11 protein-coding genes and 5 tRNA genes are annotated in these 11,405 nt (G+C 46.9%); 11 read left to right on the top strand and 5 right to left on the bottom strand.

Going from position 1 to position 11,405, the window contains the following annotated elements; all coding sequences use genetic code 11:
- The first annotated feature begins 189 nt into the window (after positions 1–189).
- From C7R92_RS29035 to C7R92_RS29075, 7 genes are all read left to right on the top strand, one after another.
- Complete coding sequence (locus C7R92_RS29035) at positions 190–732, top strand: hypothetical protein (protein WP_244195863.1); 543 nt, start codon at positions 190–192, stop codon at positions 730–732.
- Positions 698–1,507 (top strand): hydroxyethylthiazole kinase, encoded by an 810-nt coding sequence (gene thiM / locus C7R92_RS29040; protein ID WP_106836565.1) that lies wholly within the window; start codon positions 698–700, stop codon positions 1,505–1,507. The genes C7R92_RS29035 and thiM overlap by 35 nt, the downstream gene beginning before the upstream one ends.
- Positions 1,508–2,393: 886 nt before the next feature.
- Positions 2,394–2,486: transfer RNA gene (locus tag C7R92_RS29055), tRNA-Ser, on the top strand.
- An 8-nt stretch (positions 2,487–2,494) separates the two neighbouring features.
- Positions 2,495–2,568 (top strand) — tRNA-Glu (locus C7R92_RS29060).
- A gap of 87 nt (positions 2,569–2,655) precedes the next feature.
- Positions 2,656–2,731: transfer RNA gene (locus C7R92_RS29065), tRNA-Val, on the top strand.
- Between the two features lie 9 nt (positions 2,732–2,740).
- A tRNA-Leu gene (locus tag C7R92_RS29070) sits at positions 2,741–2,827 on the top strand.
- 17 nt (positions 2,828–2,844) lie between these two features.
- Positions 2,845–2,920, top strand: a tRNA-His gene (locus C7R92_RS29075).
- A gap of 80 nt (positions 2,921–3,000) precedes the next feature.
- Here the strand turns inward: C7R92_RS29075 and C7R92_RS29080 are convergent.
- From C7R92_RS29080 to C7R92_RS29090, 3 genes are all read right to left on the bottom strand, one after another.
- Positions 3,001–3,369: a glyoxalase superfamily protein gene (locus C7R92_RS29080; protein ID WP_106836566.1), complete on the bottom strand. Its 369-nt coding sequence runs from the start codon at positions 3,367–3,369 to the stop codon at positions 3,001–3,003.
- The gene (locus C7R92_RS29085) at positions 3,366–3,830 is read right to left on the bottom strand and encodes a DinB family protein (protein WP_106836567.1); all 465 of its coding nucleotides are present in this window, start codon (positions 3,828–3,830) and stop codon (positions 3,366–3,368) included. Before C7R92_RS29085 ends, C7R92_RS29080 begins: the two co-directional genes overlap by 4 nt.
- Positions 3,831–3,980: 150 nt before the next feature.
- A complete protein-coding gene (locus tag C7R92_RS29090; RefSeq protein WP_106836568.1) occupies positions 3,981–4,889 on the bottom strand; it encodes an EamA family transporter in 909 nt (302 codons plus the stop codon).
- A 289-nt stretch (positions 4,890–5,178) separates the two neighbouring features.
- Here C7R92_RS29090 and rarD point away from each other — a divergent pair, with 289 nt between their 5' ends.
- A complete protein-coding gene (rarD, locus tag C7R92_RS29095; RefSeq protein ID WP_106836569.1) occupies positions 5,179–6,087 on the top strand; it encodes an EamA family transporter RarD in 909 nt (302 codons plus the stop codon).
- Positions 6,088–6,158: 71 nt separating this feature from the next.
- Here the strand turns inward: rarD and pdxK are convergent, their stop codons facing one another.
- On the bottom strand, positions 6,159–6,986 hold the full coding sequence (gene pdxK / locus C7R92_RS29100) for a pyridoxine/pyridoxal/pyridoxamine kinase (RefSeq protein WP_106836570.1): 828 nt from the start codon (positions 6,984–6,986) through the stop codon (positions 6,159–6,161).
- 170 nt (positions 6,987–7,156) lie between these two features.
- Positions 7,157–7,330, bottom strand: coding sequence for a hypothetical protein (locus C7R92_RS32495; protein WP_007723176.1), 174 nt, complete (start codon positions 7,328–7,330; stop codon positions 7,157–7,159).
- A gap of 220 nt (positions 7,331–7,550) precedes the next feature.
- Between C7R92_RS32495 and C7R92_RS29105 the strand changes: the two genes are divergently transcribed.
- From C7R92_RS29105 to C7R92_RS29115, 3 genes are read left to right on the top strand one after another with little or no spacing between them, the layout of a single operon-like run.
- Positions 7,551–8,252, top strand: a complete 702-nt coding sequence (locus C7R92_RS29105; RefSeq protein WP_017249629.1) for an ABC transporter ATP-binding protein — start codon at positions 7,551–7,553, stop codon at positions 8,250–8,252.
- Between the two features lie 24 nt (positions 8,253–8,276).
- Positions 8,277–9,731 (top strand): ABC transporter permease, encoded by a 1,455-nt coding sequence (locus C7R92_RS29110; RefSeq protein WP_017249628.1) that lies wholly within the window; start codon positions 8,277–8,279, stop codon positions 9,729–9,731.
- A 24-nt stretch (positions 9,732–9,755) separates the two neighbouring features.
- Positions 9,756–11,273: an efflux RND transporter periplasmic adaptor subunit gene (locus tag C7R92_RS29115; protein ID WP_017249627.1), complete on the top strand. Its 1,518-nt coding sequence runs from the start codon at positions 9,756–9,758 to the stop codon at positions 11,271–11,273.
- The last annotated feature ends 132 nt before the right edge of the window (positions 11,274–11,405 follow it).

Raw genomic sequence — 11,405 nt, forward strand, 5'->3', positions numbered from 1 at the left:
GAGAAGTTTCAAAAAATAGGTTCGAATGTAACATAAATTGCTTCGCTTCCTCAACCGATACCAAAAGAGAGACAAAATAGGGGAGATAGGGGAACAGATATGCCTACATACTATTACTTCACCTGCCTAAAATGCCGAACCCGGGGGGGAGTTTTCGGCGAACAGGCCTGGGGCTGGGGGAACTTTGACATGATCGAGTCCTTCAAATACCTGGCTCACCACATCCGTACATGCGGAGAAGATTCGATTCGCGTGATTTCTGAGGATGTAGATGATTATGTAGATCAGCTGCACGGAGAGTACAACACCTTCCTTGAGCAAACGAAGCATATATTTCCGCATTCCAAAGATTGGGAGTTCCTTGATCGATGGAAAACATTAAAAGTAGAAGAAATGAAGCTAAAATGGGTCGAGGAAAACCGGATTATGCATCCAGATGATCGGATGAAAATATGCGGAGTTCTTGATGCAGTGGACATCTTGAAAGAAGGGGCGGGTAGAGTCTCCTTCAGTGCTAGCGTGACGGATGATGATGGGAAGGTGTGGAAAATCGTTGCTGATATGCACGAATTACCCATTTTAAAACATTCGTATATCATCATTGGCGTCATGCAAGAGCATTCTATATTAGGGGAAGTCATTGAGGTGTACAAGATGATTCCACGAGTCGCTGTTCAAGACGAAAGGGGTAACGATCATGATTCTGGAGACAATCGGGCAATTACTAATTAAAGTGCGCGAGGAAAATCCACTTGTACATAACATGACGAACGTAGTTGTCACGAACTTTACAGCGAACGGCTTGTTAGCCCTTGGTGCATCACCTGTCATGGCGTACGCCAAGCAAGAGGTGGCAGACATGGCAAAAATCGCAGGAGCCCTTGTATTAAATGTAGGGACATTGAATGAGCATGAGATCGAAGCGATGCTGATCGCAGGAAAATCGGCGAATCAGCATGGCGTGCCTGTTTTGTTTGATCCAGTGGGAGCGGGAGCAACATCGTACCGAACCGAGACAAGTCAACATCTTGCGCAGGAACTGGACCTTACCCTCATAAGAGGAAATGCTGCCGAGATTGCCAATGTCATCGGGGAGCGCTGGGAGATTAAAGGTGTAGATGCGAAGGAAGCGGGCGGAGATGTCGAGGACCTAGCGAGAGCAGCAGCGAAAAAGCTCAAGACAATCGTTGCGATTACAGGCAAGGTCGATGTGATTTCGGATGCAGAAACGACTTACTCGATCCGGAATGGTCATCCCATCTTAACGAAGGTGACTGGAACTGGCTGTTTGTTAACGTCTGTTATGGGAGCGTTTGCAGCCATTGCAAATGACAAGCTGATCGCAGGAGCTGCCGCATTGGTATGCTATGGTGTTGCTGCGCAGCTGGCAGCAGAGAAAGCAGCAGGAGTAGGTCCAGGCAGTTTCCAAGTCGAATTTTTGAATGCCTTGCATAACGTGACCGCAGACGATGTTCGCCGTTTTGGGTATATCGAAAAAAGAGAATAAAAATTCCCCTTTAAAAAAGGGGAGAAAAATGGCCGTAGAACGATTAAGCTAGATATGTTAGACAGTAGCTGTAATTTCGTAGTGAATAAGACAGCAGCTTCTTCTGGTGCTCGGATAGTGCTAGGAATATAAATTCTACTTGATCATCATCGTATGGACGGACATAAAAACGGGAAATACCATGACAAATAATTTCTCTCTTTAACGTCAGCGCCACACTGGCGTCTGTTCGTATGTGCAATTCCACGCTGCGTACCCTCCTTGGACATTCAATAGAGTACCAAAAAAATACAAGGAAAAACAAGGGAATTATGTCTGATTCATGTCCAAGTTGTTACCAATTTTCGTATGAAAACTGACAAGGAGAACGATTCAGAAAAGACTAGCGGGGGTTGCTGGGAAAGCACCCTGTTCGAGAGAAAAAATTCGAGATGAGACCGGCCATTCTCCCTTTTTCCGTTGAGTTATTTACTTTATTTCGAAGGCAGCGTACGAGCTCCTGATCGCAATGACAAGAAAAATAGCCGTGCTTTCGATAGCAATCATCATGCCTCTTGCAGCATCTGTCGACGTCATCAATCGGCGCATCCGGCCCGGAGCATCCAGGCCCACACCAGTTTCCGTACAAACAGGGCAAGCCTACTGATCGGCGTTTTCTTTTTGACAACTGGCATCACTCCGTCTTGTAAAGGGATACTACTTGTATCATATTGAACAGAAAGTGAACTTGCTTTAGGCAATCTCCCTTTTTTCGTTTCGATAGATATTCGCCTGATATGAATTACACGGAGGTCTACCAAGGGATAAACTTTCAAAATATCACTTGAAATCATATTGGGAATATGATAGATTAATTCTTGCCGAAGCGAACGCTTGCAGGCTCGATGGATGGATGTCCGAGCGGCCGAAGGAGCACGATTGGAAATCGTGTAGGCGGTGTCGAACCGTCTCGTGGGTTCAAATCCCACTCCATCCGCCATCATACATGGCCCGTTGGTGAAGCGGTTTAACACAGCAGCCTTTCACGCTGTCATACAGGGGTTCGAATCCCCTACGGGTCACTTAAACATCCCGCATAGTAATCCGGGGCCCCCGCAAAGTACTCGGAATATGCTTCATTGTATTGGCGTCACTTTGTGGGGTTATCTGGAGGCTTAGCTCAGCTGGGAGAGCATCTGCCTTACAAGCAGAGGGTCGGCGGTTCGATCCCGTCAGCCTCCACCATTTTTATATGCGGTCGTGGCGGAATTGGCAGACGCGCTAGATTCAGGTTCTAGTGGTGGCAACACCGTGGAGGTTCAAGTCCTCTCGACCGCACCAAGCAAACCCTATACATGGCGGTCGTGGCGAAGGGGTTAACGCACCGGATTGTGGCTCCGGCACTCGTGGGTTCAAGTCCCATCGATCGCCCCATATATGTTCAAAATGTAAAATGAAACAGCCCAGCGGTGGCTCCTGTAGAGGAACTCCGGCTGGGCTTTCTTTGTATCTGTCTACGAATGAGCAACAGGCTGATAAAAGTGAAGGCGATTGCCAAAAGGATCGGTCACGCTCACTTCGCGTGTTCCCCACGGCGTCTCCTCTAAACCGGGACAAGCGTACTTGTATCCTTGACGCAACAGTGACTGATGAAAAAGCTCAATGTCCTCTACCTGTACGCGAATCGCTGAGCCAGGACAAGCATCCCCGTGATGCTCAGATAGATGAATCGTGCACGATGGAGAGGAAATTTGCATGTACAAAGGAAAATGCTCCTCGTAACGATGCTCCCAATCAATCTGAAACCCTAGAAACTCTACATAAAATTCTCTTGCCTTCTCAACGTCAAACATGCGAAAAATAGGCGTTATGATCGGATTCATTTGCCCAGAAACCTCCGGATTGTATTGAGAGAGGCGAGGTGCACCCCTTCGTGAAAAATCGTTCGGACTAGCACTTGTGCAATCGTATGCATGCCGGATTCAGTTGCGGGAAACTCTTCTTCTAATCGATCCTTGTAAGTAGCTTGTATCGTCTGAGGTTGTTCTTGTAATAAGGAGACGAGTACTTCGAGTTTCGGTGGTGGTGTATCCCAGTCAGCAGGTTTTGTACCGAAGTTAAACCATTCGTTGAAGCCAGGGGGGATTGGGATCGTTTCTTTTGTAAGGTGAGCGATCCATAAATACTGATCGAGATAGATGTGCCCCAGATTCCACAAGATATTGATGGAGAAACCATCGGGAATGATGTTCACATCTTCATCCGTCAAACTATCGATAGCTTTTAACGTCTCCTGTCGATAATCCTCTAGCTGCTGGAATAGCACCCTGTGCCGCTTTTCCATACTTTTCCCCCTTGATTGAGTCGCAGTCTTCGCAAATAAATTCGAGTCAGAGAATCTACTTCCTTCTATAAGAAGGGGAAGGACTAACAAAAAAGCGTGCAGAACAACTCGTCTGCACGCTTTTTTGTATGTTGTGTATAGGAAACGGCGCTACAATCTTTCCTGCTCGAGGGCATGAGAAGGGGAGAATAGTTTCCGCCATTTTACTTGCGGTACGCAAATGGCAGCGAGGATCATAAATACGCCACCCCATTGAGGGAGAGAGACAGTCTCTTGAAGCACGAAACTCGACAAGAGTACGACTGTGGGCAGCTCCACTGCACTTAAAATGGTAGCCAGTCCATTACCGATCCGTGGCACACCAACAGCCAAACAGAAGATCGGGATGACCGAACCGAAGATCGCAACCAAAAGACCGAGCGGCAGCAAACCTTGCAGAAGCTGACCATTTATCAGGAAAGTCGGTGGATAAATGATCGAGAGCATCAGGGCAGCCATACCAATCGAAATCGCGCTTCGCAAGTATGGATCCATTCCAGGGAGAATGCGCCCGCTGAAGAAAATAACCAGGGCAAAGGTCGCGCCAGACATCAGACCGAAGATCAGTCCGACCATGTCTACACTCTGAATGCCGCTTTCGCCAAGTCCGCTTGCAAGAACCGTCCCTGCTCCAAGCATAACCAGAGACACCCATTTTTCAGCCGTCGGCCATTTGCGATCCACAACCGCCTCCAGCAAGACACCGATCCAGGTAAACTGAAAGAGAAGAACGATTGCGAGCGAAGCAGAGACCCGGCTAACAGCCTGATGGTAAAAAAGACTGGTTGAGGCCATCATGAGACTGGCTGGTGCCAAAAGCAACATATACTTGAACGAAAACCGTTGCTTGGAGAAAAAGAGGGCCATGAGCGTCATAATCAGGCCGCCAAAAATCAATTGGCTTCCGCTCATTTCAAATGGCGTAAAGCCCAGTTGAAAAGCATGCTTCATGAAGATCGAGAGGACACCGTAGCTGCACGCGCCGAGTAAAACTAAAAAGATAGATCGCCAGTATGTCATAAGTAAAAGTTCCTTTCGTATGACTAAACTCGGAAGAATAATGACTATTGTACTACAGGTCTAAAAGTGGTACAATAAAATTTTTGTAAACCCTTTACTGTGCTACTAAGGTAATTAGCTAGCTGCATGCATTGGTAATATGGTAACGAATGAAAGTGTAGGGGACTCCTTATTCTGCGTGAGAAAACATAGCTGTTTTTTCATATTTCCGTTACACTACTCCATAGAGAAGAAGTTCAAAAAGTCGTCTATAGACAAAGAGAAGGCGAAACAACATGGAGGAGCAAGGATGAGACAGGGGATTATTTACGCAATTATGGCGTATTTGGCGTGGGGGTTACTCCCGCTCTATTGGAAGTTGTTTCAGGCAATGGGGGCATGGGAGATACTCGCTCATCGAATCGTCTGGTCGGTTATTTTTGTCGCAATCATTATTCAGGTAACGAAACGCTGGCGCAGTATGTGGGGAGCGGTTACTGGTTTTAAAATGTTCGGAGCATTAGCGATATGTTCACTGCTAATCAGCGCAAACTGGCTCATTTTTATCTGGGCAGTGAATAACGATCAAGTCATGCAGACGAGTCTTGGCTATTACATGAATCCTCTCATCACCGTACTGCTGGGAGTCATTTTCTTAAAAGAAAAAATGCATACTGGGCAATGGCTCGCGCTTATACTCGCGGCTTTCGGAGTCATGTTCATCACCTTCCAGTACGGTGAGATTCCTTGGGTCTCTCTATCACTTGCCCTGACCTTTGCTTTTTACAGCTTGGCGAAAAAGCTCGTCCGAATGGAGGCGATGATCGGACTGGCGTGGGAGACGTTGTTTGTGGCCCCTATTGCTTTCGGTTATCTGTTGATGCTACAGGTCAATGGGACGGCGACGATGACATCCTTAGCGTGGTGGCAACTTTTATTGCTGACGCTGGCGGGGGTAGCTACTGCCATGCCGCTCTACTGGTTCGCCCAAGCAACGACTAGACTCCCACTTTCCGTTGTGGGCTTCATTCAATACGTGGCGCCTACGATATCGCTCCTATCAGCTGTTTTCTTGTTTGGAGAGCCTTTCACCCAAACACATCTCATCAGCTTTGGATTCATCTGGTCTGCGCTCATCGTATTTACGGTGTCCTCCGTACACATGAAACGAAAAGCTACCCGAATCAATCCCGAGGTCGCTATCAAAAAACAAGCGTAAACATAAGAAAACTCCTGCCCCACCGAGAAAGACTCGGATATGGTCAGGAGTTTTTATTTACAAGGACGTAATTAGCAAATCGCTTCGCCGTGCTTTTTCATGCGGTACGCACCGTGATTAGTAGGTCCCACATATTTATTGAGTGCAAACGAGTGGCGAATCGCTTCGGTAATAAATTCTTTGGCAACAGCTACTGCTTTGTGTACAGAGCTTCCTTTTGCCAATTCAGCACAGATTGCAGCTGAGAACGTGCAGCCGGCACCATGAGTAAAGCTCGTTTCAAAGCGCTCTGATTCCAATACCTCGAGTGTTTTCCCGTCATAGAAAACATCTACGGCATTGCCGCTTTGAAGCTTGCTGCCGCCTTTAACAACGACATAAGAGGTGCCGAAGTCGTGGATACGTTTTGCCGCTTCCTTCATGTCATCGACACTTTTCAGCGCGCCCATTTGGCTGAGAATACCAGCTTCGAACAGGTTAGGAGTCGCAACTGTTGCGTGCGGGAGCAAGACTTCACGCAGGCTAACGGCAATTTCTGGATGAAGTGCTTCATCTGCACCTTTACAGATCATCACAGGGTCAACAACAACATTTTTCAAATCGTATTGTTTTATTTTATGGGTAGCGAGGTCAACCAATTCAGTGGTTCCGAGCATCCCTGTTTTTACAGCATCTACGCCAATTCCAGCGAGTACAGTTTCGATTTGTTTTTCCAGGATCGCGACATCGATCGGAAACACTTCGTGAAACCATTCGTTATGTGGATCTTGGGCTACGATAACGGTGAGGGCGGTCATCCCGAAAACACCAAGCTCCTGAAACGTTTTGAGGTCTGCTTGCTGACCAGCTCCGCCGCTGGTGTCGGAACCTGCAATGGTGAGTGCTTTCTTCATGGTCATTGTGATTATCTCCCTTTGTATACCGCTGCACAATCGAAGCGGATCTATACTGTCATGCACTGTAATGCCTCTCTCTATATTAAAGAGGAAGAAAACGGTGCTGTCAATAATATCCCCAAAATATAAAAACCGCCTCCCTTAGCGGGCAAGCGGTTTATGTATGTGTGTATTTATGCTTGAGAAGCAGCGTGGTGAAAAGAGAAGCTGATGGTAGTGGACATGGACTTGGAACGCTTGGTTGCAAGCTGTTTGGCTTGCTTTGCTGCCTCAAACATACTAGGTGCCTTGATGATTTCAACCCATCTGCGTGTTGCTGTTTCAAATAAAAAGCGATAGATAGTCATCTTCTTCGACCCTCCATGGTTTGTTGACATCTACATTGTATTACGTAACAGCCTGAAAAAGGTTACGTAGCTGTTACATATTTTTGAAGAAAATATGGTTATTCTGTAAATCGTAAATTGTTTCCGAAAGTAGCGTTACGTTTTGCGAAATGTTACGTCTTTAGTATGTGATGTTTACGAAAGCTTCCATTTTGAAAGAACGAATGAGGTGCGACAAACGATGGTCAATTCAACAGGAGAGCTGACGGTGACAGGGGTCAATCACAGCTACGGAACAGGGAAAATCAAAGTTCCCGTGCTGTATGATATCAACCTTCATATCAACAAGGGTGAATTCGTGGCTCTGTGCGGCTCGTCGGGTTCCGGTAAGTCTACGCTCTTGAATTTGCTTGCAGGTTTGACCAAGCCGGAGGAAGGGAGTGTCACGGTTAGCGGAGCACAGATTTCCAGCTACAGCGAAAACGAACTATGCATGTTTCGCCGTAAAAATATGGGATTTATCTTCCAGTCATACAATCTGCTCCCCAATCTGACAGCGCTGGAAAACGTAGAGCTTCCCTTGATTTTTGCAGGCGAAAGCAAGAAAAAACGTCGGGCTAAAGCAACGGAAATCCTACACCGCGTAGGGCTGGAAGGTCGTATCGACCACAGACCCAATGAGCTTAGTGGTGGACAGCAGCAGCGTGTGAGTATTGCGAGAGCGCTCGTCAATCAGCCTGGCATCATCTTGGCGGATGAGCCGACGGGGAACCTGGACTCGAAGACGGAACAAGAGATTCTCCTATTAATGAGAGAAATGAACAAGGAAAATGGGACTACGTTCATCATCGTTACCCATGAGCAGGAAGTAGCGGAACAGTCCGACCGCGTCATTTATCTCCAGGACGGACGGGTTGTACAAAAAAGGACAAGACCAGCGTAGGCGAGGGTATGAGGTGAACAAACAGTGAAGGTAATAGATTCTTTTCGCATCGTCTGGAGGAATCTGTGGCGAATGAAGCTGCGGACAGCCCTCACATCGGTTGGTGTTATGATCGGAACGGCTGCAATCGTCGCGATGATGGCACTTAGTTTAGGGCTTAAGGAAAGTGCGGTAAAAAGCTTGGAGAACTTCGGAAACTTGACAGAAATGGACGTCGAGCCATTGCGTTGGTACGAGGAAAAGGGCGAATGGATTGATGTTCCAGAGGATAAAGTCAAGAAGCTCAATATGCAAGCGGTGCAGGAATTAAAAAAGATTCCTGGCATTCAGGCAGTTATGCCGATAAAAGAATTACGAGAGCAAGCGAAGCTTAAGGTAGGTAGACGTGAAGGTTACGTACAGCTTATTGGGGTGGACGTGAATGAGTCGGCTGCCTATCGAAAAAACGATATTGAAAAAGGAGACTATCTGACAGGCTCACCGCAAGAAGTGGTAGTCGCTTTCGATGTCTCTCGAGAATTGCGGGACGTGGAAAAAGAAAAGCGGGAGGAACGGCGAAGAAGGACGGGGGGTGGACAAGCTGGACAGTCCACTATGCCACCTGATATGGGCGGTGGAGAATCAATCGGGTTCAATATCGTGGACAGAGCAGCGACACTCATTTTGTCACGGGAATACAGAATCGACGATGAACCGAAATACGAGAAAAAGGAACTGCGCGTTAGGGTTGTCGGTCAATTGAAAAAGACTGAAGAGCGCGGATCTTCTTCTGCCGTTTACGTGCCCATTAACGTCGTGAAAGAGTTGAACGACTGGGTAACTCGCGGGAGGGAAGAGGAGAACAACGAGGGATCGACACGGCGCACCCGTGAACAAGCTAAGAAGGATACCTTTGAATTTGATCGGATCACGGTGAAGGTAGAATCACGCGAAAAGGTCGAGGGCGTCGTTGCTGCACTGAAGGAAAAGGGCTTTGAAGTGTGGTCTCCTGCACGTGAGTTGGAAACCATCAATAACTTTTTCTTTGTGATTCAGATGGTTCTCGGTGGAATTGCTGCCATTTCCTTGCTCGTTGCAACCATTGGAATCGTCAATACGATGATCATGTCGATTTTGGAACGAACCAAAGAGATTGGGATCATGAAAGTAATTGGTGCTACGGTGCTGAATATTCGTTGGCTGTTTTTAATGGAATCAGGCTTTATTGGATTAATTGGAGGATTGGCTGGTCTCGGGATGGCGTGGGGAGCAGTTGAGCTCGTCAACTACTTCGGAGCGTCTGGCGGGCTGTTGGATAGCCTGAATATGGGCTACGGCGGTGGTAATCCGGAGGGGGAACCCTCCAAGCTCGCGGTTATTCCAGGCTGGCTGGCACTGTTCGCAATCGGTTTTTCCTTTGTTATCGGGGTGTTGGCGGGAATTTTCCCAGCCATCCGTGCTTCCCGTTTAAGCGCACTGCAAGCGATTCGATCTGAATAAGTGATGGAATGTGAGGAACATAAGATGAACAAGAAAAAGTGGATTATTCTAGCCACAGTTGTGGTTCTTCTCGGTGGAGGCGGCTACTTCGGCTATTCGTACTTCCAGAGCAAGAATGCAGTTACCGAAGAAGTACCTGAAGAGAAGCCGACCTTCCCGACAGCGATCGTTGAAAAAGGAGAGGTAAAGAAAACGATTTTCTCATCCGGTACGATAGAAGCAAAGGCACGTGAAGAAGTGAAGCCGGAACTCAGTGGAAAAATTCAGCGTCTGCTAGTGAAGGAAGGACAGTCAATAAAAAAGGGTGACGTATTGTTCACGATAGACAGTACAGATGCCCAGTTTGAGGTGCAGAAGCAAGAGCTTGCGATTATCCGTGCAAAAAAAGAACTGAATGAAATCAAAGACAAAAGAGACAAAATCAATGCAGATAAGGAAGGCAAAGTAATCGAAGTGCTCGCAAAAGAAGGCGACACGGTTACGCCTGAAACACCTGTCGTCAAGTTGGCTAACACCGACTATTTGAAAATTACCGGCAAGTTCACAGCATTTGAGTCAGAACGATTCTCAACAGGACAAAAAGTGAAGGTCTTCATTAGTGCCTCCATGTACTATGTGGATGGGATTGTAACGAATGTAGACCGAGTTGGAAAAAAAGAACAAGGTACCGGTGGTGTTCACGACGTCGAAGTTTTGGTAAAAAAACCAGGCGCGCTTTATGTGGGAGACATGGGTGAAGTCCAATTCACAGATGAAAAGGGCGTGCTTTACGCCAGCCAAAAGGCGACGGCGTTTGAACTGCCAGATGATATGGAAATTTTGGCAGGTACGCATGGCAAAGTCGGAAGAGTAGACGTAAAAAAAGACTCCATCATCAAGGTAGGGCAGCAATTGTTCAAGATGGATATGACATCGGCAGGTCTCGAACTGCAGGAAAAAGAGCTTTCTTTGAAAGAGTCCATTTTGACCATGGAACAGAAAAAACGTGAAATTGCGAAAAATCAAGTGACGGCTCCAATAAATGGAGTGATCACAAAAGTAAATATTAAAGAAGGTGAAACACCAGGCTCCGATCCAGCGGTTATTATCATGGACACTACGTCTGTGTACTTTATCGCAGCGGTTGACGAGTTGGATATTCCAGCAGTGAAGCTCGGTCAGAGTGTCGATGTCTACGTATCAGCATTTGGCAATAAACCCTTTAACGGAAAAGTTATAGAGCTTCCAAAAGAGGGGAAAAAAGAAGAGAAAAATGTCCGTTTTGCTGTGAAAATTGAATTGAGCGATACGACTGATATGAAGCATGGAATGACAGGTGATTGCGATATTTATGTAGCACAAGTGGACAATGTTTTGCGCTTGCCGATTAATGCTGTTGAGGTTTTAGAGGCGGGTCAAGGCACCGTCATGGTAAAGGACCCGAGCACAGGTGATCCAACACCAAAAGAAGTACAAATTGGTGTCGAAGGAACTGATTTTATTGAAATCAAAGGCGGCTTGAATGAAGGAGAAGAAGTTCTCTTGACCAACGAAGGAATGTAAATTAGTCTTTCTTGGTTCAGTTGATTAAGAATAGCCCTGTTGCAAATTGGTCAAGACCCCGTTTAGTGGACATTGAAAAAAGCCCTAGGCAGCGAGCTGGCGTCGGTACTCAACCGGCGTCAGCTTGTTTAG

Origin of the sequence: Brevibacillus porteri (genome assembly GCF_003013475.1) — a bacterium.
Lineage (GTDB): Bacteria > Bacillota > Bacilli > Brevibacillales > Brevibacillaceae > Brevibacillus > Brevibacillus porteri.

Bases quoted from the DNA above. Each gene is read 5' to 3' on its own strand.
- C7R92_RS29035 (WP_244195863.1), top strand. From the start codon at position 190: ATGATCGAGTCCTTCAAATACCTGGCTCACCACATCCGTACATGCGGA.
- C7R92_RS29115 (WP_017249627.1), top strand. From the start codon at position 9,756: ATGAACAAGAAAAAGTGGATTATTCTAGCCACAGTTGTGGTTCTTCTC.
- thiM (WP_106836565.1), top strand. From the start codon at position 698: ATGATTCTGGAGACAATCGGGCAATTACTAATTAAAGTGCGCGAGGAA.
- C7R92_RS32495 (WP_007723176.1), bottom strand. From the start codon at position 7,330: ATGACTATCTATCGCTTTTTATTTGAAACAGCAACACGCAGATGGGTT.
- C7R92_RS29080 (WP_106836566.1), bottom strand. From the start codon at position 3,369: ATGAATCCGATCATAACGCCTATTTTTCGCATGTTTGACGTTGAGAAG.
- rarD (WP_106836569.1), top strand. From the start codon at position 5,179: ATGAGACAGGGGATTATTTACGCAATTATGGCGTATTTGGCGTGGGGG.
- C7R92_RS29105 (WP_017249629.1), top strand. From the start codon at position 7,551: ATGGTCAATTCAACAGGAGAGCTGACGGTGACAGGGGTCAATCACAGC.
- C7R92_RS29085 (WP_106836567.1), bottom strand. From the start codon at position 3,830: ATGGAAAAGCGGCACAGGGTGCTATTCCAGCAGCTAGAGGATTATCGA.
- pdxK (WP_106836570.1), bottom strand. From the start codon at position 6,986: ATGACCATGAAGAAAGCACTCACCATTGCAGGTTCCGACACCAGCGGC.
- C7R92_RS29090 (WP_106836568.1), bottom strand. From the start codon at position 4,889: ATGACATACTGGCGATCTATCTTTTTAGTTTTACTCGGCGCGTGCAGC.